This is a genomic window from Paralimibaculum aggregatum (assembly GCF_030270585.1).
Lineage (GTDB): Bacteria > Pseudomonadota > Alphaproteobacteria > Rhodobacterales > Rhodobacteraceae > Thermohalobaculum > Thermohalobaculum aggregatum.
In genome coordinates this window covers 56,856-76,708 of record NZ_BSYI01000001.1, presented here as the reverse complement: position 1 = coordinate 76,708, position 19,853 = coordinate 56,856, and the positions used below count along the sequence as shown (strand labels likewise).

Genomic DNA, 19,853 nt, shown 5'->3' with positions numbered 1-19,853 from the left:
AAATGCCGGGCGTTTTCGGCGAGGCCGGGGTGGCCGCGGCGCTTGCCGCCCGCCGCAGCGGTTCCCGCGAGATCCCCGGGGCCGGCGGCGGGGTTGGCGCTGCCGCAGCCGCTCCCGCGCCGCGCCGAGGGCGAGGCCGCCCGCGGCCCCGCGGCCGTCGGGCCGGCGCCGGCTGCGATGCTCCGGGGCGCCCGCCTTCGGCGCCGGTCCGGGGCCCGCCCCGGTGCCGCTCCGCACCGGAGCCGGGACCGCGCGGAGGGCCGCTCAGCCGCCGGCGAAGAGCCCCTTCCGCGCGCCAGTCTGGGAGCGGAACCGCCCCGCCTTGCTCAGCGCCTCGCGATGCGCCGCGTTCGCCTCCTTCTGCGCCACGGAGACCTTGGCGACGAGCATCTTCAGCTCCTTGAGCAGCGCCTTGTAGTCGGCCTCGAGCTTCTTCGCGCGGGCCTCGAGCCGGGTCTTCCGGACGATCGCCGCCGCGGCATCCCCGGTGGCGACGACGGCGGCCACCCCCGAGACGATCGTGCCCACGCCCTTGTAGGGCTCCTTGAGGTTGGCGTTGAGGATCTTGGCCGCCGCGCCCGCGCCCTTGTTGGCGTTCTGGAGCGCGCCGCCCGAGGCGCCGTTGCCCACCACCTCGTCGATCACGAGGCCCACGGCGGTGGTGCCGAGCGCGACGCCGATGGTCATGCCGAGCGACATCGGGCCGAGCGCGACCGCCGCGCCGGCGATGCAGATGGCGAGCGCCGCCTTCGCCGATTTCGCCTTGGCCGCGCGCTTCGCCCGGACGAGATCGGACATGATCCCGTCGAGATCGCGCCTGAGCCTGGCGAAGCGATCCGCGAGCGGGCTGAACAGGATCAGGATGCCGAAATACTTCGCCAGCTTCGCCCCGAGATCGGTCGTCACCACGGCGGTGAAGGCGACGTTCTCCCGCTCCAGCAGCTCGAGCGCGAGCAGCAGCGTCTGATAGGCGTCCTGGAAATCGTCGAGCGTCTCGACCTCGTCGTTGATCGCGCGGTTCCATTCGTCGTGGAAATCGGCGCTCGCCGCCTCGAGCGCCGCCCTGTCGGACTTGTAGGTGCCGAGCGTTCCGGGCTTGCACTGGGCCAGCGCGCCGCTGCGGATGTTGCGCTGGGCGCGGGTGAGCGCGGTCTCGGTGTCGTCGACGATCTCGGCGAGATAGCGCCGGGTGATCGGAGCGTCGAGAAAGTCGCCGACGCCGTTGGTCATGACTGCGGACATGGCTGGTCCTCCTCTGTGCAGGGCGCGGCCCCGGAGCCCGCGGCGGGGTCGGGGCCGGCCCCCTCAGTTGTGCTTGGCGCGGAAGATGCGGCGGCTCTGGCGGTTTAGCTGGCGGTGCAGGCGCACCCGCTCGCCGAGGCCGACATGGCCGTCGCTCCTGGCGCGGCGCTCGGCGCGGCGGATGCCGACCTGGCCGCGGATCAGCCGCCAGCTCTCGCGCAGGCCGATCTGCCCGTCCTGGATGCCGGCATGGATGCGGTGCGCCTGGCGGTGCTCGCGGTGGTCCACGCCCGGCGTGGCGGCCGGGCCGGCCAGCGCCGGGGCGGCGAGGGCGGCGACGAGGGCGGCGGCGAGGATCGAGGTCCTGGTCATGGGTGTCTCCTTCGGGTCTCTGGCCTGGACGGCCCCGTGCCGTCCGATGGAGACACCCTACGAATCGCCGGCTGCGCCGAGCCTGACCGCGGCCGTCAGCGCGATGTCAGGAAGCGTGGGGGGCGGGGGGAGGCGGGGGCCTGGGAGCTCAGCCCGCCGCGGGCAGCACGAGCGCCGCGCGCAGCCCGCCGAACGCGCCCGCGCCGAGCTCGAGCCGCCCGCCATAGCGCGCGGCGATGTCGCCGGCGATCGCGAGGCCGAGACCGGTGCCGGGCGTGGTCTCGTCGAGCCGCCCGCCGCGCGCGAGCGCCTGCCTGCGCGCCTCGGGCGGGATGCCGGGCCCGTCATCCTCGACCGCGACCCAGATCTCCCCCGCCGCCCGGCCGGCCGAGAGCCGCACCCGGCCGCGCGCCCATTTGCGCGCGTTGTCGAGCAGATTGCCAAGCGCTTCCTCGAGATCGACCGGGTCGACCGCGACGGCGAGCCCCTCGGGCAGGGTCCGCTCCCAGGCCGGGCCGTCCTCGCCCGAGATGCGTGCGAGCGCGCCGAGCAGGCGGTCGGCGGCGCGGGCCAGCGGTGTCGCGGCGGCGCCGATCCCGGCCCCGCCGCGCACCCGCGCGCGGGCCAGCTCGCGCTCGATGGTGCGGTCCATCCGCTCGATCTGCGCCGCGATCTCGGCGGCCCCCTCGGCGTCGCCCGCCGCCGCGAGGCGCCGGCTTTCCGCCGCGAGCACCGAGAGCGGCGTCTTGAGCCCGTGGGCCAGATCGCCGGCCCGCGCGCGCGCCTCCGCCACCATCGTCTCGCGCGCGCCGAGCAGCGCGTTCAGCGCGTCGACGAGCTGCTGGATCTCGCCCGGAAAGCGGCCCTCGAGGCGCTCCGCCCGGCCTGCCCGCATGCCGTCGAGCCGGGCGCTCAGCCGCGCCAGCGGGCGCAGGCCGAAATGGATCTGCACCGCCCCGGCAGCGACCAGGAAGCCGCCGAGCAGGGCGACGAGAACCAGCACGTCGTCGCCGAACTCGGCCTTCGCCGCCTCGAGCGCGGCGCGGTCGGCCGCCACCGCGAGGCGCAGCGGCGCCCCGACCTCGGGGCCGCCCGGTGCCGCGAGGACCACCCGGCGCTCGAGCGCCATCAGCTCGGTGTCGAGGAAGGGCAGGCGGTCGTGCCGCACCACCGCGCCGAAGCCTGCCCTGGCGGGCGGCAGGTCCAGCGTCTCGTCCCAGAGCGAGATCGAGGTCAGCGGCGGCGCCTGCCCGGGCCCGGAGACCTGCCAGTAGAGCCCGCCGAAGGCCCGGCGGAACCCGTCCCCCGGCATCCGGTCGATCACCGCCGCCGCCCCGTCCGGGCCGATCTCGACCGAGCGGGTGAGCTGCGCCAGATGGCCGGTCAGCTCGGCCTCGAGCCGCGCCGCGATCTGCGCCTCGAACAGGCGGGTCAGCAGCGCCCAGGCCAGGAGCAGCGAGGCCCCGAGCGACAGCGCCGAGAGCAGGACGATGCGCAGCCGGAGCGAGAGCCGGTTCACGGCGCGGAGCCGGGTGCGTTCTCGGGCACGATGTAGCCGAAGCCGCGCCGGGTCTCGATCGCCTCGACCTTCAGCTTGCGGCGCACCCGGCTCATCAGCGCCTCGAGCGTGTTGGCCTCGCGCAGCCCGTCGACGCCGTAGACATGGTCGGCGAGCTCGTGCGCCGGCACGACGCGCCCGGCATTGTACATCAGGAACGCCAGCGCGCGGTATTCGAGCGGCGCGAGCGGCACCGGGGTGCCGTCCACGCTGACCCGCATCTGCCGGGCATCGAGCGTCAGCCGCCCGATCGCCAGCGTCGAGGCGCCCTTGCCGGCAGACCGGCGCAGGACCGCGTGCAGCCGCGCCAGCAGCTCCTCCATGCGGAACGGCTTGACGAGATAGTCGTCGGCCCCTGCATCGATCCCGTCGACCCGCTCGGTCCAGCTGCCGCGGGCGGTGAGGATCAGCACCGGGGTCGCGATCCCGGCCTGCCGGAGCCGCCTGAGCACCGAGAGCCCGTCGAGCCGGGGCAGGCCGAGATCGAGCACGACGGCGGCGTAGTCCTCGGTCTCGCAGCGGAACCAGGCCTCCTCGCCATCGGCGCAGGTCTCCGCCACGAAGCCCGCGCCCTCGAGGGCCCGGACGACATCGGCCGCGAGCTTCGGCTCGTCCTCCACCACGAGAAGGCGCATCGCTCTCCTCCGTTCCGCAAGGTCAGACTAGCGGTAACGCGTGCGGGCGTCACGCAGGGTCATGATCTCCCCGGTCGCGGCGTTCATCACCAGCGTGTCGATCAGGCCGCCTTCGGTGATGACCTTGAAGCCATAGAGGAAATCGCCGCCATGCCGGCGCAGGCGGATGTCGATGATCTCGAAGCCGGTGCGCGCCTCGAACTCGGCCATCAGCTCGCGCAGCGGGCGCACCTCGCCGCGGCGCACCGCCTCGCGCAGCGCCTGCCGGTCGGCCCGGCGCATCTGCGGCGACCTGCGGCCCTGGCGGCCCTGGCGCCCCTGGCGCTGCCGCCGGCCCTGCGCCCGGGCGCTCCCGGCGCCGAGCAGGGCGCCGGCGACGGCCAGCAGGCACCCGGCGAGGGCGCGGCGGCTGAGCACCGGCAGATGCGGGCGCTGCGGGGGCGCCGGAGGGGCGGATCGCTCGGTCATGGGCGCGACTCTCGGCGCGTGAGGCTGACGGGAGGCTGACATCGCCTGGCGGGCCGGGGGCCGGAGGGGGCTGCGGTGCGGCGCCGGGCGACGGCGCGAACCGGCCGGCCTCGGTCCCTGCGTGCAGCCCGGCGGCGGCATCATCCGCGCGCCCGCCTTCGGCACCCGGACCTTCGAGACTGTGCGGCATCCGGCGCCGCGGGGCGCCGTCATGGCCCCGGCGGCAGGGCCCGCCGCCGTCGGAGCGCCTGCTCCGCCCGATCCGGCGCAGGCCGCCCGCCGCTCCCGAGGAGCCGCCCGGCCATGGGGGCTCGCCGCGATCCATCGCCCCGGGCACCCGCCGGGCAACGCCGCGGTCGGGCGGGACGGGGGAGGGAGATCTGCATGCCGATCCGGTTACATGGTTGAAACGGAGGGGATTTTACGATCGCCAAAGGCAACCTGCGGCGCGGCCCGCGCCTTGATCCAGGCGGCTGCCGGGATGCGCGAAGCGGCGGTTGCGCGGGTGCCGGGGCTTCCGGTCATCCGGCCGATGGATAACGCATGAATCGTTCACATGTTCTGAACGATCGGGAAAGAAAAGATCAATTTTTTCCAATCTGGTTCATCTGTATCAGCTCTCTCCAGAAGGTGACAAGCACCACGATCTGCCAGATGGAGGACGCCTTGGCCCGGCACATGAAACACCACGCAGACCCCACCCGCCGCGCGCTGCTCGGCTCCATGGCGGCCGCCGGCGGCCTCGCCGCCCTCGGCTGGCCGGGCGGCGCCCGTGCCGCCGCCCCGAGCCGCGGCGGCCATGTCCGCTATGGCGTGCGCGGCGGCTCGACCACCGACTCGCTCGACCCCGGCACCTACAGCCACGCCTTCGTGCGCACCATGGGCTATGCCTTCTGCAACACCCTGGTGGAGATCGACGGCAACAACCGCCTGCAGCCGGAGCTGCTGGAGTTCTGGGAGGGCTCGAAGGGCGCCGCCAGCTGGGTCTTCCGCCTGCGCCCCGGCATCACCTTCCACGACGGCAAGGCGCTGACCGCCGACGACGTGATCGCCACCGTGCAGCACCATGTGCGGCCCGGCAGCACCTCCGGCGCCCGCGCGCTGATGACCGCGATCAAGGGGATGGAGCGGCTCGACGACCTCACCGTGCGCTTCACGCTGGAGGCCGGCAATGCCGATTTCCCGGCGATCTTCTCCGATTATCGCATGATGGTGATGCCGGCGCGCGACGGGGTGGCGGATTTCGCCTCGGGCATCGGCACCGGCGGCTATGTGCTGAAGAACTTCGAGCCGGGCGTGCGCGCCTCGCTGGAGCGCAACCCGAACTACTGGCGCGCGGACCGGGCCTTCTTCGACAGCGTCGACATCCTGGCGATGTCGGACGCGACCTCGCGGCAGAACGCGCTGCTCACCGGCGCTATCGACGTGATGGACCAGGCCGATCTCAAGACCGTGCACATGCTCAAGCGCAAGTCCGGCATCGAGGTGGCGAGCACCACCGGCGGGCTGCACTACACCTATGCGATGAACGCCGAGCTGGCGCCCTATGACAACATGGACCTGCGGCTCGCGCTGAAATACGGCGTCGACCGCGAGGCGCTGCTGCAGAAGGTGCTGCGCGGCTATGGCTCGCTCGGCAACGACCACCCGGTGGCGCCGACCATGGCCTATTACGCCGCCGACATCGAGCAGCGCGCCTATGACCCGGACCGCGCACGCCACCACCTGAAGAAGGCGGGGCTCGACAATGTCTCGCTGTCGCTCAGCGTGACCGACGGGCTCTACCAGGGCGCGGTGGACGGCGTGACGCTCTATCGCGAGCAGCTCGCCCCGGTGGGCATCGACCTCGAGATCGCCCGCGTGCCGACCGACGGGTTCTGGACCGACACCTGGATGAAGAAGCCCTTCGTGGCCGGCATCTGGGGCACCCGCGCCACCGCCGACATGATCCTCTCGGCGGCCTATGAGAGCACCGCCGCCTGGAACGAGAGCTTCTGGCGCGAGCCGCGCTTCGATGCCCTGCTGAAGGCGGCGCGCACCGAGCTCGACGAGAGCCGCCGGGCCGAGCTCTACCGCGACATGCAGGTGATGATCCGCGACGAGGGCGCCGCGGTGATCCCGCTGTTCGCCGACAACGTCTTCGCGCTGAGCGACCGGATCGGGCATCCCGAGGCGATGTCCGGCGCCTGGGAGCTCGATGGCGGGCGCTCGATCGAGCGCTGGTGGATCAAGGCGTGATCCTGACCGGCGGCGGGGCAGCGTCCCCGCCGCCACCTTGACAAGCGCGGAGGGCAGGGGCCTGACATGAAGACGCTTTGGCTGATGATCCTGGGGCGGCTCGGCCTCGGGCTGGCGACGCTGCTGGCAATCTCGGTGATCATCTTCTCGGCGATCGAGATGCTGCCGGGAGATCTCGCCCAGGAGATCCTCGGGCAGTCGGCGACGCCGGAGACGGTGGCCGCCTTCCGCAGCGAGCTCGGCCTCGACCGGCCCGCGCTCGAGCGCTATCTCGACTGGGCGGGCGGCATCGCCACTGGCGATTTCGGCACCTCGATGGCGAGCCGGCGGCCGATCTCCGAGCTGATCGCGGCGCGGATCTCCAACACGCTCTTCCTCGCGCTCTATGCCGCGGCGATCTCGGTGCCGCTGGCGCTGGTGCTGGGGCTGCTGGCGGCGCTCTACCGCAACTCGGTGTTCGACCGGCTGGCCAACGTGACCGCGCTCTCCTCGGTCTCGCTGCCGGAGTTCTTCCTCGGCTACATCCTGATCTTCGTCCTGGCGCAGTCGGGCCTCTTCCCGGCGGTGGCGGACGTCACCGCGGAGATGCCGCTCGGAGACCGGCTCTACGCCGCCTTCCTGCCGGCGCTGACGCTGACGCTGGTGGTCACCGCGCACATGATGCGGATGACCCGGGCGGCGATCATCAACCTGCTGGCCTCGCCCTATATCGAGATGGCGCGGCTCAAGGGCGTGCCGCGGGGCCGGGTGATCCTGTGCCATGCGCTGCCCAACGCGCTGGCGCCGATCATCAACGTGGTGGCGGTGAACATGGCCTATCTGGTCACCGGCGTCGTGGTGGTGGAGGTGGTCTTCGTCTATCCCGGCCTCGGGCAGCTGCTGGTCGACAGCGTGGCCAAGCGCGACGTCTCGGTGGTGCAGGCCGCCAGCCTGATCTTCGCCGCCGCCTATGTGCTGCTGAACCTCGCGGCCGACGTGCTCGCGACGGTTTCCAACCCGCGCCTCGTGCATGCGCGCTGAGGGCCTGGCCATGACCGCATCCATCCTCCCCCTCTCCGCCGCGCGGGGCCTGCGCTCGGCCCCCTTCACGGCGCGCTTCGGCATGGCGGTGATCGCGCTCTACGTGGCGGTGGCGCTCTGCGCTCCGCTGATCGCCCCCTATGGCGAGACCGAGATCGTCGATGCCGAGTTCATGCCCTGGAGCGCCGAGTACCTCCTCGGCACCGACAATCTCGGGCGCGACATGCTGAGCCGGATCATCTACGGCGCGCGCAACACCGTGGGCATTGCGGTGGCGACGACGGTGCTGGCCTTCCTCGCCGGCGCCGCACTCGGCATCCTCGCGGCGCTGCGCGGCGGCTGGGTCGACCAGCTGCTCAGCCGGCTGGTGGACGTGCTGATGGCGATCCCCTCGCTGATCTTCAAGCTGCTGCTGCTGACGATCTTCGGCACCTCGGTGCTGAGCGTGGTGCTGATCATCGCGCTGGTCGACAGCACCCGCGTCTTCCGCCTCGCCCGGGCGGTCTCGATGAACATCGTGGTGATGGACTACATCGAGGCGGCACGGCTGCGCGGCGACGGCACCTGGCGGCTGATCACCCGCGAGATCCTGCCCAATGCGGCGGCGCCGCTGGCGGCGGAGTTCGGCCTGCGCTTCTGCTTCGTGTTCCTGGCGATCTCGGCGCTGTCCTTCCTCGGCCTCGGCATCCAGCCGCCCACCGCGGACTGGGGCTCGATGGTGCGCGACAATGCGAGCCTGATCTCCTTCGGCGACATCACCCCCCTGATCCCGGCCACCGCGATCGCGCTCCTGACCATCGGCGTCAACTTCGTCGTGGACTGGATGCTGCACCGCGCCAGCGGCCTGAAGGACTGAGCCCATGAACGCCCCCAATCCCCGCGCCGCCACCACCGGGATGTGCGCCCGCACCGCGCTGCTGACCATCGAGGGCCTGACGATCGAGGCCCGCACCGGGACCGGCTGGAGCGAGATCGTCCACGGTGTCGATCTCACCCTCCGGCGCGGCGAGATCCTCGGCCTGATCGGCGAGAGCGGCGCCGGCAAGTCGACCATCGGCCTCGCCGCCATGGGCCATGCCCGCGACGGCTGCCGGATCTCCGGCGGCGCGATCCGCTTCGACGGGATCGAGCTGCGCACCGCCTCCGAGGCGACCCGGCGCGCCCTCCGCGGCCGGCGCATCGCCTATGTCGCGCAGTCGGCGGCGGCGAGCTTCAACCCCGCGCACCGGCTGATCGACCAGTATGCCGAGGCGCCGGTGCTGCACGGCGTGATGCGCCGCGCCGAGGCCGAGCGCGACGCCGCCGAGCTGTATCGCCGGATGCGGCTGCCCAACCCCGGCGAGATCGGCTTCCGCTACCCGCACCAGGTCTCGGGCGGGCAGCTGCAGCGCGCGATGACCGCGATGGCGATGGCCTGCCGGCCGGATCTCATCATCTTCGACGAGCCGACCACGGCGCTCGACGTCACCACCCAGATCGAGGTGCTCTCGGCGATCCGCGACATCGTCCGCCGCTTCGACACCGCGGCGATCTACATCACCCACGATCTCGCGGTGGTCGCCCAGATGGCCGACCGCATCAAGGTGCTGCTGAAGGGCCGCGAGGTCGAGGAGGCGCCGACGCGGCGGATGCTCGCGGCGCCGCGGGAGGCCTACACGAAATCGCTCTGGGCGGTGCGCAGCTTCGTGCGCGCGCCCCGGCCGGCCCCCGCGCCGAGGGCCACCCCGGTGATCTCGGTGGAGCGGGTCAGCGCCGCCTATGGCCGCACGCCGGTGCTGGAGGACGTCTCCTTCGACATCCATCGCGGGCAGACCGTGGCGGTGGTGGGCGAGAGCGGCTCCGGCAAGTCGACCACCGCGCGGGTGATCACCGGGCTGCTGCCGCCGAGTGCCGGCGCGGTGCGGCTCGACGGCGAGGTGCTCGCCCCGCGCCACGGCGCGCGGCCGCGGCAGGCGCTGCGCCGGGTGCAGATGATCTACCAGTCCGCCGACACCGCGCTGAACCCGAAGCAGCGCATCCGCGAGATCCTCGGCTGGCCGGTGCAGCTCTATTGCGGGCTGAAGGGCAAGGCACGCGAGGCCAGGGTGCGCGCACTCCTCGAGATGATCGAGCTCGACCCGGACCGCTACATCGACCGGCTGCCGGGGGAGCTCTCGGGCGGCCAGAAGCAGCGCATCGGCATCGCCCGGGCGCTCGCCGCCGAGCCGGACTTCATCATCTGCGACGAGGTGACCAGCGCCCTCGACCAGCTGGTGGCGGAGGGCATCCTCAGGCTGCTCGACCGGCTGCAGCGCGAGCTCGACCTCGCCTACATGTTCATCACCCACGACATCGCCACCGTGCGCGCCATCGCCGACGAGGTGGTGGTGATGCAGGCCGGCCGGGTTGTGGAGAAGGGGCCGAAGGACGCCGTCTTCACGCCGCCGCACGATCCCTATACCGCGCTGCTGCTCGCCTCGGTGCCGGAGATGGACCCCGGCTGGCTCACCCGGGTGCTGGCGGCGCGGGACCGGGCTCAGCCCTGATCCGCCCCGGCGAGATGGTCCTGCATCCAGTCGCGGAAGGCGCGCACCCGTTCGAGGCGCGCCTTGTGCGGCACCGTGGAGAGGTAGTAGCGCGGCATCGGCGGCACCGTGGCCTCGTCGAAGGCGAAGGGCACGCGGAGCCGGCCCTCGGCGATCAGCTCGGCCACGTTGGCCCGGTTGCCGATCGCCACGCCGAGCCCCTGCGCTGCGGCCTCGAAGGCATGCAGCGAATAGCTGACATAAAGAAAGCGCTGCTGCGCCGCCCAGGGATAGTCGGCCAGGATGGTCTTCCAGGAGGTCAGCCGCCGCTCGGTCTCGATCAGCGTGAGGCCGCGGAGATCGGCCGGCGAGCGCAGCCCGTTGGCCTCGGCATAGGCGGCGGTGCTGAGCGCCACCACCTCGTCCGGCAGGATCTGCAGCGAGACCAGATCGGGGTCCGGCTCGTAGCGGTACTCGATGGCGAGGTCGATGCCGGGCTCCTCCGGGTCGAAGGTCATCCGGTCGATCAGCCGCAGGTCATAGGTGGGATGCGCCGCCATGAAGCCGCCGAGCCGCGGCATCAGCCACTTCGCGGTCAGCGTCGGCGGGGCGGCCAGGGTCAGCGTCTCGCGGGCCTTGCGCTGCGAGGCCACCGTGGTGGCGCGCCCGATCGCCTCGAGGCTGGGGCGGATCTCCTTGAGATAGTCCTGCCCGGTCTCGGTGAGCACGAGGCTGCGCCCGCGGCGCACGAAGAGCGCGGCGCCCAGCCAGTCCTCGAGATTGGCGATCTGGTGGCTCACCGCCGGCGGGGTGACGCAGAGCTCGCCGGCCGCGGCGCGCACGCCGCCATGCCGGGAGACCGCCTCGAAGACCCGGAGCGCGTTGAGCGGTGGCAGCTTGTGCATGGCGCCTCCTGTACGATCAGGCTGAACGGTTGATGCAGAATATGTCAATTTTCTTTCCAGCCGCCCCGGCATATCACACGGCCCGGCGGCGCCGCGAGGCGCGCCGCCGTCCCGGCACGCCGCCGGGCCCGCCCTTTCGCCCGGAGGAGAACAGATGAAACCGCTCGAAGGCATCCTCGTCGTATCCGTGGAGCAGGCGCTGGCCGCGCCGCTCTGCACCGCGCGCCTCGCCGAGGCCGGCGCCCGCGTCATCAAGATCGAGCGCGCCGAGGGCGATTTCGCCCGCGGCTACGACCGCGCGGCACGGGGCGCCAGCTCCTATTTCACCTGGACCAACCAGGGCAAGGAATCCCTCGCGCTGGATTTCCGCCAGCCGGAGGACGCGGCGCTGCTGTCTCGCATCCTCGAACGGGCGGACGTGTTCGTCCAGAACCTCGCGCCCGGGGCGATGGCCCGCGCCGGCTTCGGCTCGGCCGCGCTGCGGGCGCGCCATCCGCGGCTGGTGACGGTGGACATCACCGGCTATGGCGAAAGCGAGGCGGTGCGGCACCTCAAGGCGTATGATTTCCTGATCCAGGCCGAATCGGGCCTGACGGCGATCAGTGGCGGCGAGACCGAAATGGGCCGGATCGGCGTGTCCATCTGCGATATCGGCGCCGGCATGACCTGCCATGCCGCGGTGCTCGAGGCGCTGATGCTGCGCGAGCGCACCGGGCAGGGCGCGGCGCTCGCGGTCTCGCTGTTCGACGTCGCGGCCGACTGGATGAGCGTGCCGCTGATCCACGGCGAGCACGGCGCCGGCGCGCCGCGGCGGGTGGGGCTGCGCCACCCCAGCATGGCGCCCTATGGCGCCTTCGAGACCGCCGAGGGCGGGCTGACGCTGGTCTCGGTGCAGAACGAGCGGGAATGGCAGCGCTTCTGCCAGGAGGTGCTGCGCTCCAACGCCGCCGGGCAGGACCCGCGCTTCGCCTCCAACAACGAGCGGGTGGCGAACCGCGCGGCGCTGGAGGCGATGATCTCGGCGGTGACGAAGGGGCTCACCCGGGAGGAGTTCCGCGCCCGCCTCGCCGAGGCCGGCATCGCCTTTGGCGGCGTCAACAGCGTCGCCGAGCTCGGCCGGCATCCGGCGCTCCGCCGCCGCGAGGTGGCGACCGATGGCGGCGAGCGCGTGGCGATCCCGGCGCCGCCGATCCGCTGGCTGGATGCGGAGGCCGGGGAGCCGCTGGCCGCGGCGCCGGCGATCGGCCAGCACGGCGCCGCGCTCCGCGCCGAGTTCGCCTGAGCGAGGCCGAGATGGAGGGATACATGACGGATCGGGACATCCGCGCCTGGATCGGGCGCAGCGAGACCGCGGAGGACGTGCTCCGCCCGCAGCCGGCGCGCTTCATGCAGGCGACGCTGGACCGGGCGCCGACGCTCGCCGAGGGCGATGCGCTGCCGCCGCTCTGGCACTGGCTCTATTTCCTCGAGGCCCGGCCGATGGGCGAGCTCGGCCGCGACGGGCATCCGAGGAAGGGCGGCTTCCTGCCCCCGGTGACGCTGCCGCGGCGGATGTGGGCCGGCGGGCGCCTGGAGTTCCACGCGCCGCTGCTGCTCGGCGCGGCGGTGCGCAAGCGCTCCACCATCAAGGCGATCGAGGAGAAGGACGGCCGCTCGGGCCGGCTCTGCTTCGTCACCGTGCTGCACGAGATCTTCGCCGGCGAGACCCTGGCGCTGAGCGAGGAGCACGACATCGTCTATCGCGAGGACCCGGCGCCGGATGCGCCCGCGCCGAAGACGGTGCCGGCCCCGGCGGGCGCGGCGGTCTCCGAGGAGATCGCGCCCGGCCCGGTGATGCTCTACCGCTACTCGGCGCTGACCTTCAACGGCCACCGGATCCACTACGATGTCGATTATGCCCGCACGGTCGAGGGCTATGACGGGCTGGTGTTCCACGGGCCGCTCACCGCGACGCTGCTGGTGGATCTCGCCGCCCGCAGCATGGGCCGCGCGCCCCGGCGATTCGCCTTCCGCGGGCTGGCCCCGATTGCCGGCGCCGCCCCCTTCCGCATCGAGGGCCGGCGGGAGGGCGAGACCATGGCGCTCTGGGCCCGCCGTGCCGACGGCGCAACGGCGATGACCGCCGATGCCGTGTTCTGAGGAAACCCCCATGCTGAAACCCAACGTCCAGAACTTTGCCGAGACCTTCGCCGCCTGGGCCGCCCGGCCGGATCTCGGCATCGGCGCGGCGATCCGCGAGGAGGCCCGCGTCACGCTGGTCGACACGCTGGCCTGCACCGTGATCGGTACGCCGGAGCGCCAGGCGCTCGCGGCCATGGAGGCGATGGCGTTCGGGCTGAGCGCCGGCAGCGTGCAGCCCACCGGCGGCGGCGCCATGCTCTCGCTGCACGGCGCGGCGCTGGTCAACGGCGTGCGCACCCATGCCATCGACTTCGACGATTACGAGCTCTCCGGCTCCAGCCATGCCAGCGCCCCGATCCTCGGCGCGCTCTTCGCGCTGGCGCAGAAGGTGCCGATGACGGTGGACCGGATCTGCGAGGCCTGGCTGGTCGGCTACGAGACCGTCATCTGGATGGGCAAGGCGCTCGGCTACGGGCACTACGACATCGGCTGGCACTCGACCTCGACGCTCGGCCCCATCGGCACCGCGGCGGCCTGCGCCCGGGCGCTCGGTCTCTCGCCCTTCCAGATGGCCAATGCGATGGCGCTGGCGGCGAGCTCCTCGGCCGGGCTCAAGATGCAGTTCGGCTTCGATGCCAAGGCGATCCATGCCGGGCTGGCAGCGGAATCCGGCCTGCGTGCGGCGCTGCTGGCCCGCGGCAACGCCACCGGCAACTGCAATCTCTGGGACAGCGATTTCGGCTTCGCCAGGGTCTATGGCACGGCGGAATCGATCGGTTTCAGCGCGATGATGCAGGAGATGGAGCTCGGCCGGGCGGTCGAGCTGTTTCCCGTGGTGCGCAAGCTCTGGCCGAGCTGCGCCTACACGCACCGGCCGATCCACGGGGCGGAGGCGCTGCACCGCCGGCTCGCGCCGGGCGACGAGATCGCGTCGATCCGGGTGCGGATGCCCGAGCCGTTCCACCGGGTGGCCGGCTTCGGCGTGCCGACCAACGATGCCGAGGCGCGCTTCTCGGTGCGCTATTGCGTGGTGACCGGGCTGACCACCGGCCATGTCGTGCCGGAGGATTTCCGCCCGGCGCGCTTCTCCGACCCGGAGCGCCAGCGCATGACCGCCGCGGTGGAGCTCGACCTCTACCGCCTGCCGAAGGGCGACCCCGGCGATATCGGCCCCTCGACGCCGGAGACCATCACCGTGACGCTGGCTGACGGCCGGGTGCTGGAGCAGGTGACCAGCGACGTGCCCGGCGGCGTGGCGATGCCGATGACCCGGGCGCAGCTGCTGCGCAAGGTGGCGGATTGCGGCTGTTCGGCGGCGCTGGCCGAGCGCTTCCTCGAGGCCGATGGCGCCGCGCCGCTCGACGAGATCGGCATCCTCGCGCAGCACCACCCCGCGGCCTGACCGGCGGCGCCCGGAAACCGGGCGGGTGCCGGCGCGGCACCCGCTCGCGGCGCAATGCTGCGTTGCACAAAATTCACTTGCGCTACCTGCCGAAACGCGCTCATGCTCAGGCAATTGCCGGAGGTGTCGCCATGTTTTCGCTCGCAGGTCAGAAGGCTCTCGTCATCGGGGTCGCCAATGATCACTCCATCGCCCATGGCTGCGCCGCCGCGCTGCGGGCGCAGGGGGCCGATCTCGCGATCACCTATCTCAACGAGAAGGCCGAGCCCCATGTCCGCCCGCTGGCCGAGGCGCTGGGGGCGGAGATCATCATGCCGCTCGACGTGCGCGACGAGGCCCAGGCGGAGGCGCTGTTCGCCGAGATCACCGCGCGCTGGGGCCGGCTCGACACGCTGGTGCACTCCATCGCCTTCTGCCCGAAGGACGACCTGCACGGCCGGGTGGTGGACTGCTCGGCCGAGGGCTTCGCGCTGGCCATGGACGTCTCGGTGCATTCCTTCCTGCGCATGATCCGCCGCGCCGAGCCGCTGATGCCGCATGGCGGCACCTGCATGACGGTGAGCTTCTACGGCGCCGAGAAGGTGGTCGAGCACTACAACGTCATGGGCCCGGTCAAGGCGGCGCTCGAGGCGACCATGCGCTATGTCGCGGCGGAGCTGGGGCCGAGGGGCATCTCGGTGCACGCGCTCTCGCCGGGGCCGCTGCGCACCCGCGCCGCCTCCGGCATCGCCGAATTCGACGAGCTGCTCGACCGCGCGGCGGAGCGCGCACCCACCAGCATGCTGGCCAGCATCGAGGATGTCGGGGCCTATGCCGCCTTCCTCGCCAGCCGCGAGGCGTTCAACGTCACCGGCGGCGTGCATCACATCGACGGGGGCTACAGCATCATCGGCTAGCGGAGAGATCATGACCAGCCAGACCCGGGCGATCGACGCCCAATCCAACCTGCTGCGCTTTGCCCTGCCGGACAGCACGGCATGGTCGCCCGCCGCGCGGCTCCAGGTGGCCGGCGCCAGCCTCGCGGAGCTGACCCGCACCGGCGAACTGATGCTGCGTGCCGCCGGGCGCCTTGCCGAGACCATCGCGAAGGGCCACCGCGCCCGCGCCGAGCAGAACGTGGAGACGCTCACCGCGATCACCGAGGCCGCGCTGGCGCGGCTCGGCACCGGCAGCGTCGCCGAGGATCTGCCGGCCTATGCCGCGGATGCGCTGCGCCGCGGGCTGGTCTTCCTCGACATCCTGCGCGAGCGCGGCGACATCTTCCTCGAGCACGAGGCCGCGGGCTGCCCGCCGGTGCTGATCTACGACCACGAGGTGGTGCTCGACGGCGCCGGGCTGCCGGACCCCTGCAACTACATGCTGCTGAAGATCCTGCCGCCGGAGGGCTGCATGGTGGACGACACGAAGCGCCCCTTCGTGATCATCGACCCGCGCGCCGGGCACGGCGCCGGCATCGGCGGCTTCAAGACCGACAGCCAGGTCGGCGTCGCGCTGCGCGCCGGGCACCCGGTCTATTTCGTCGGCTTCCGCCGGATGCCGGAGCCGGGGCAGACGCTGGCCAGTGTCACCCGCGCCGAGGCCGCCTTCGTGCGCGAGGTGATGCGCCGCCATCCCAAGGCCTCGAACCCGGTGGTGACCGGGAACTGCCAGGGCGGCTGGGCGGCGCTGATCCTCGCCGCCTCCAACCCGGACATCGTCGGCCCGCTCTGCCTCAACGGCGCGCCGGTGGCGACCTGGTCCGGCGAGGTCGGCACCAACCCGATGCGCTACAATGGCGGCGTGCTCGGCGGCACCTGGCAGCCGATGTTCTGGTCGGATCTCGGCCATGGCGTGTTCGACGGCGCCCATCTGGTCTCGAACTTCGAGATGCTGAGCCCCGGCCGCACGCTGTTCCGCAAATACTACGACATCTACGCCGCGCCGGAGGCGGGCCGCACCCGCTTCCTCGAATTCGAGCGCTGGTGGGGCGGCTTCTTCCTGCTCAACGAGGCGGAGATCCGCTGGATCGTCGAGCAGCTCTTCATCGGCAACCGGCTGGCGCGCAACGAGGCGCAGCTGGAGCCCGGCCAGCCGATCGACGTCAAGAAGATCCGCGCGCCGATCGTCGTCTTCGCCAGCCACGGCGACAACATCACCCCGCCGCAGCAGGCGCTGAACTGGATCACCGACGCCTATGCCGACGTCTCCGAGATCCGCATCCGCGGCCAGCGCATCATCTACATGGTGCACGACCAGATCGGCCATCTCGGCATCTTCGTCTCCTCGAAGATCGCGCGGAAGGAGCACAGCGAGGTGGCCTCGACGCTCAGGACCATCGAGGCGCTGCCGCCCGGGCTCTACGAGATGAAGATCGAGGCCTATGCCGGCGCCGTCGAGAACCGCAGCTTCACGGTCAGCTTCCACGAGCGCACGCTGGAGGACATCGCCACGCTCGACGACGGGCGCGAGGACGAGGCGAGCTTCGCCGCGGTGGCGCGCGCCTCGGAGCTGCAGACCGAGCTCTACGACATCGCGGTGCGCCCCTTCGTGCAGGCCGGCGCCACGGCGGCGAGCGCCGAGCTCGGCCGGGCGCTGCACCCGCTGCGCCTGCAGCGCGCCATGCTCTCGAGCCGCAACCCGGCGATGAAGCTGCTGGCCGACCATGTCGCCGCCGGGACCGCGCCGCGCGCCGCGCTGCCGGCGGACAACCCCTTCCTGCAGGGCGAGCGGGCGATGGCGGACGTCATCGAGCAGTCGCTCGATCTCGCGCGCGACCTGCGCGACGCCTGGTACGAGATGCTGTTTCATGGCCTCTGGAGCACCCCCTGGGCGCGCTGGTTCGGCCGCACCCATGCCCGGCCGCGGCGCCTCTCCAGCAGCGCGGAGCTACGCAACCTCTCGGAGGTGCAGACCGCGCTCTGCCACATCTCCGAGGGCGGCCTCGCCGAGGCGGTGGTGCGGATGCTGGTGCTGATGGCCGACAGCCGCGGCAATGTCCGGCGCGACCGGCTCGAGCGCTCGGCCCGGGTGCTGGCCGAGGACGAGCCGTTCCGCTCGCTGCCGGCGGCGCAGCGCAACCTGATGATCAACGAGCAGACGCTGATCGTGGAGTTCGAGCGCGAGCGGGCGATCGAGACGCTGCCCGACCTGCTTCGCACCGAGGCGGAGCGCCGCCGCGCGCTCGAGCTGGTGCGCTACATCCCCGGCCCGGTCGACGAGATGGCGCCGGATACCGTCGAGCTGCTGCAGCGCTTCCACCGCGTGCTCGGCCAGCCGCCCTTTGCCGGGGACATCACGGAGGACCCGTTTGCCGTGCCCCGGGCGCCGGGCGCGGCCGCGGGATGAGTGCCCATGTCCTGACGCTGAATGCCGGCTCCTCCTCGCTGAAATTCGGCGTCTTCGCGCTGGCGGAGGGGCCCGAGCCGCGTGCCGCCGGGCTGATCGAGCGGATCGGCGGCAGCCCCGCGCTGCACCTCAGGGATGCCGCGGGCACCGCCATCGCGCCCGGCGAGGACCCGGCCGGCGCGACCGATCAGGCCGGCGCGGTGGGCCTCGTGCTGCGGCTCGTGGCGCGGCATTTCCCGGATGGGGAGATCGCCGCGGTGGGCCACCGGGTGGTGCATGGCGGGCCCGACCATGCCGGCCCCGCGCGGCTCTCGGACGACGTGCTGGCCGGGCTCGAGCGCTTCGTGCCCTTCGCGCCGCTGCACCAGCCGCACAACCTCGCCGGCGCGCGCGCCGCCCGCGCCGCCTTCCCCGAGGCGCTGCAGGTCGCCTGCTTCGACACCAGCTTCCACCGCAACCACCCCTGGGTGAACGACACCTTCGCCCTGCCGCGGCGGTTCTACGACCGGGGCGTGCGGCGCTACGGCTTCCACGGGCTGAGCTACGACTACATCGCCGGCGAGCTCGCGCGCAGCGCGCCGCTGCTGCATTCGGGGCGGGTGGTGGTGGCGCATCTCGGCAACGGCGCCTCGATGTGCGGGCTGCTCGGCGGACGCTCGGTGGCATCGACCATGGGCTTCAGCGCGCTCGACGGGCTGCCGATGGGCACGCGTTGCGGCCAGCTCGATCCTGGCGTAGTGCTCTATCTCATGGATCAGGAAGGCATGACCACGGCCGAGCTCGCCGACCTGCTGTACCTGGAATCCGGGCTCAAGGGGCTCTCGGGGATGGCCAACGACATGCGCGCGCTGGAGGCCTCCGAAGCCCCGGCGGCGCGCGAGGCGATCGACTATTTCACCTTCCGCATCCGGCGCGAGCTCGGCGGGCTGGCGGCGGCGCTCGGCGGGCTCGACGCGCTGGTCTTCTGCGGCGGCATCGGGGAGAACTCGCGCCTCGTGCGCGCGGAGGTCTGCCGCGGCATGCAGTGGCTCGGCATCGAGCTCGACCGGGCGCGCAACGAGGCCAATGCGCGGATCATCTCCGCCGATCTCAGCCGGACGCATGTCATGGTGATCCCCACCGACGAGGAGATCGTGATCGCCCGCGCCGCCGCCGCGATGCTCGGGGAGGGCGCCGCGTGAAGAGCTTCCGCACCGCCGATCATCGCCGCCTCGCCTATGAGGACAGCGGCGGCAGCGGCCCGGCGGTGCTCTGCCTGGCCGGGCTCACGCGCAACAGCCGGGAATTCTCCGACCTCGCCGCGCATCTGGCGCCGCGCTACCGGGTGATCCGGCTCGACAGCCGCGGCCGCGGGCGCTCGGAACATGCGCTCGACCCGATCGCCGAATACACCATCCCGGTGGAGGCCGGCGATGCCCGGGCGCTGCTCGACCATCTCGGGCTCGCGCGCGTCGCGATGATCGGCACCTCGCGGGGCGGCATCCTCGCCATGGCGCTTGCCTGCGGCGCGCCGGAGCGGGTCTCGGGAATCGTGCTCAACGATGTCGGCGCGGTGGTCGAGGGGCAGGGGCTGCTGCGCATCCTCTCCGGCCTCGGGCGGGCGCCGGCGGCCGCGAGCTTCGCCGAGGCGGCGGCGGAACTGCGCGCGGCCAACGAGCGCGCCTTTCCGGATGTGAGCCTTGCCGACTGGGAGCGCTTTGCCCGCAGGATCTACGACGACGCGGAGGGCCGGCCGGCGCTCGCCTATGATCCGGAGCTGCGCAGCGCGGTGGCGGCCGGGCTCGATGCGGCGGGGCCGACGGTGTCGCTCTGGCCGCTCTTCGAGGGGCTGCACGGGGTGCCGGTGCTGGTGATCCGCGGCGCGAACTCCGACATCCTGCTGCCCGCCACCGTGGCCGAGATGGCGCGCGCCCGGCCCGATATCGAGACGCTGGAGCTCGCCGGGCGCGGCCATGCGCCCTTCCTCGACGAGCCGGAGGCGCTCGCCGCCATCGACGGCTTCCTCGCCAGGCACGCCGGCTGAGCGCGTCGGCGCTCGACCGCGGGCGGCGAATGCGCTAGCAC

17 protein-coding genes are annotated in these 19,853 nt (G+C 72.4%); 11 read left to right on the top strand and 6 right to left on the bottom strand.

Annotated features, from left to right (window positions below; genetic code table 11):
• Positions 1–264: 264 nt before the first annotated feature.
• The 5 genes from QSJ97_RS00310 to QSJ97_RS00290 form a co-directional block, all read right to left on the bottom strand.
• Positions 265–1,242, bottom strand: coding sequence for a hypothetical protein (locus tag QSJ97_RS00310; protein WP_285669474.1), 978 nt, complete (start codon positions 1,240–1,242; stop codon positions 265–267).
• Between the two features lie 63 nt (positions 1,243–1,305).
• Positions 1,306–1,614: a hypothetical protein gene (locus tag QSJ97_RS00305; protein WP_285669473.1), complete on the bottom strand. Its 309-nt coding sequence runs from the start codon at positions 1,612–1,614 to the stop codon at positions 1,306–1,308.
• Between the two features lie 148 nt (positions 1,615–1,762).
• Positions 1,763–3,133 carry a sensor histidine kinase gene (locus QSJ97_RS00300; RefSeq protein WP_285669472.1) on the bottom strand — a complete coding sequence of 457 codons (1,371 nt, stop codon included), beginning with the start codon at positions 3,131–3,133 and terminating at the stop codon, positions 1,763–1,765.
• Positions 3,130–3,807, bottom strand: coding sequence for a response regulator transcription factor (locus QSJ97_RS00295; protein ID WP_285669471.1), 678 nt, complete (start codon positions 3,805–3,807; stop codon positions 3,130–3,132). The genes QSJ97_RS00300 and QSJ97_RS00295 overlap by 4 nt, the downstream gene beginning before the upstream one ends.
• A 27-nt stretch (positions 3,808–3,834) precedes the next feature.
• On the bottom strand, positions 3,835–4,275 hold the full coding sequence (locus QSJ97_RS00290; RefSeq protein ID WP_285669470.1) for a PepSY domain-containing protein: 441 nt from the start codon (positions 4,273–4,275) through the stop codon (positions 3,835–3,837).
• A 678-nt stretch (positions 4,276–4,953) separates the two neighbouring features.
• Here QSJ97_RS00290 and QSJ97_RS00285 point away from each other — a divergent pair.
• The 4 genes from QSJ97_RS00285 (at position 4,954) to QSJ97_RS00270 (ending at position 10,058) form a co-directional block, all read left to right on the top strand.
• Positions 4,954–6,513: an ABC transporter substrate-binding protein gene (locus QSJ97_RS00285; protein WP_285669469.1), complete on the top strand. Its 1,560-nt coding sequence runs from the start codon at positions 4,954–4,956 to the stop codon at positions 6,511–6,513.
• Positions 6,514–6,579: 66 nt separating this feature from the next.
• On the top strand, positions 6,580–7,533 hold the full coding sequence (locus QSJ97_RS00280) for an ABC transporter permease (protein WP_285669468.1): 954 nt from the start codon (positions 6,580–6,582) through the stop codon (positions 7,531–7,533).
• 10 nt (positions 7,534–7,543) lie between these two features.
• The gene (locus QSJ97_RS00275) at positions 7,544–8,389 is read left to right on the top strand and encodes an ABC transporter permease (protein WP_285669467.1); all 846 of its coding nucleotides are present in this window, start codon (positions 7,544–7,546) and stop codon (positions 8,387–8,389) included.
• A gap of 4 nt (positions 8,390–8,393) precedes the next feature.
• Complete coding sequence (locus QSJ97_RS00270) at positions 8,394–10,058, top strand: ABC transporter ATP-binding protein (protein ID WP_285669466.1); 1,665 nt, start codon at positions 8,394–8,396, stop codon at positions 10,056–10,058.
• Here QSJ97_RS00270 and QSJ97_RS00265 read toward each other — a convergent pair.
• A complete protein-coding gene (locus QSJ97_RS00265; protein ID WP_285669465.1) occupies positions 10,049–10,942 on the bottom strand; it encodes a LysR substrate-binding domain-containing protein in 894 nt (297 codons plus the stop codon). The two genes, QSJ97_RS00270 and QSJ97_RS00265, sit on opposite strands and share 10 nt — an antisense overlap.
• Before the next feature lie 154 nt (positions 10,943–11,096).
• On the opposite strand from QSJ97_RS00265, the gene QSJ97_RS00260 reads away from it, so the two are divergent.
• The 7 genes from QSJ97_RS00260 to QSJ97_RS00230 all read left to right on the top strand — a co-directional run bounded on the left by QSJ97_RS00260 (position 11,097) and on the right by QSJ97_RS00230 (position 19,812).
• Positions 11,097–12,224, top strand: coding sequence for a CaiB/BaiF CoA transferase family protein (locus QSJ97_RS00260; protein WP_285669464.1), 1,128 nt, complete (start codon positions 11,097–11,099; stop codon positions 12,222–12,224).
• Positions 12,225–12,247: 23 nt separating this feature from the next.
• Positions 12,248–13,081 (top strand): HTD2 family dehydratase, encoded by an 834-nt coding sequence (locus tag QSJ97_RS00255; protein WP_285669463.1) that lies wholly within the window; start codon positions 12,248–12,250, stop codon positions 13,079–13,081.
• 10 nt (positions 13,082–13,091) lie between these two features.
• Positions 13,092–14,465 (top strand): MmgE/PrpD family protein, encoded by a 1,374-nt coding sequence (locus QSJ97_RS00250; protein ID WP_285669462.1) that lies wholly within the window; start codon positions 13,092–13,094, stop codon positions 14,463–14,465.
• A 131-nt stretch (positions 14,466–14,596) separates the two neighbouring features.
• Positions 14,597–15,361, top strand: coding sequence for an enoyl-ACP reductase FabI (gene fabI / locus QSJ97_RS00245; protein WP_285669461.1), 765 nt, complete (start codon positions 14,597–14,599; stop codon positions 15,359–15,361).
• 10 nt (positions 15,362–15,371) lie between these two features.
• Positions 15,372–17,789, top strand: coding sequence for a DUF3141 domain-containing protein (locus QSJ97_RS00240; RefSeq protein WP_285669460.1), 2,418 nt, complete (start codon positions 15,372–15,374; stop codon positions 17,787–17,789).
• Complete coding sequence (locus QSJ97_RS00235) at positions 17,786–18,970, top strand: acetate/propionate family kinase (RefSeq protein ID WP_285669459.1); 1,185 nt, start codon at positions 17,786–17,788, stop codon at positions 18,968–18,970. Before QSJ97_RS00240 ends, QSJ97_RS00235 begins: the two co-directional genes overlap by 4 nt.
• Entirely contained in the window at positions 18,967–19,812 is an 846-nt protein-coding gene (locus QSJ97_RS00230; protein WP_285669458.1) for an alpha/beta fold hydrolase, read from the top strand. The genes QSJ97_RS00235 and QSJ97_RS00230 overlap by 4 nt, the downstream gene beginning before the upstream one ends.
• The last annotated feature ends 41 nt before the right edge of the window (positions 19,813–19,853 follow it).

Coding starts and splice junctions, on each gene's coding strand:
- QSJ97_RS00310 (WP_285669474.1), bottom strand. CDS start 1,242: ATGTCCGCAGTCATGACCAACGGCGTCGGCGACTTTCTCGACGCTCCG.
- QSJ97_RS00305 (WP_285669473.1), bottom strand. CDS start 1,614: ATGACCAGGACCTCGATCCTCGCCGCCGCCCTCGTCGCCGCCCTCGCC.
- QSJ97_RS00295 (WP_285669471.1), bottom strand. CDS start 3,807: ATGCGCCTTCTCGTGGTGGAGGACGAGCCGAAGCTCGCGGCCGATGTC.
- QSJ97_RS00290 (WP_285669470.1), bottom strand. CDS start 4,275: ATGACCGAGCGATCCGCCCCTCCGGCGCCCCCGCAGCGCCCGCATCTG.
- QSJ97_RS00285 (WP_285669469.1), top strand. CDS start 4,954: ATGAAACACCACGCAGACCCCACCCGCCGCGCGCTGCTCGGCTCCATG.
- QSJ97_RS00280 (WP_285669468.1), top strand. CDS start 6,580: ATGAAGACGCTTTGGCTGATGATCCTGGGGCGGCTCGGCCTCGGGCTG.
- QSJ97_RS00275 (WP_285669467.1), top strand. CDS start 7,544: ATGACCGCATCCATCCTCCCCCTCTCCGCCGCGCGGGGCCTGCGCTCG.
- QSJ97_RS00270 (WP_285669466.1), top strand. CDS start 8,394: ATGAACGCCCCCAATCCCCGCGCCGCCACCACCGGGATGTGCGCCCGC.
- QSJ97_RS00265 (WP_285669465.1), bottom strand. CDS start 10,942: ATGCACAAGCTGCCACCGCTCAACGCGCTCCGGGTCTTCGAGGCGGTC.
- QSJ97_RS00260 (WP_285669464.1), top strand. CDS start 11,097: ATGAAACCGCTCGAAGGCATCCTCGTCGTATCCGTGGAGCAGGCGCTG.
- QSJ97_RS00255 (WP_285669463.1), top strand. CDS start 12,248: ATGACGGATCGGGACATCCGCGCCTGGATCGGGCGCAGCGAGACCGCG.
- QSJ97_RS00250 (WP_285669462.1), top strand. CDS start 13,092: ATGCTGAAACCCAACGTCCAGAACTTTGCCGAGACCTTCGCCGCCTGG.
- fabI (WP_285669461.1), top strand. CDS start 14,597: ATGTTTTCGCTCGCAGGTCAGAAGGCTCTCGTCATCGGGGTCGCCAAT.
- QSJ97_RS00240 (WP_285669460.1), top strand. CDS start 15,372: ATGACCAGCCAGACCCGGGCGATCGACGCCCAATCCAACCTGCTGCGC.
- QSJ97_RS00235 (WP_285669459.1), top strand. CDS start 17,786: ATGAGTGCCCATGTCCTGACGCTGAATGCCGGCTCCTCCTCGCTGAAA.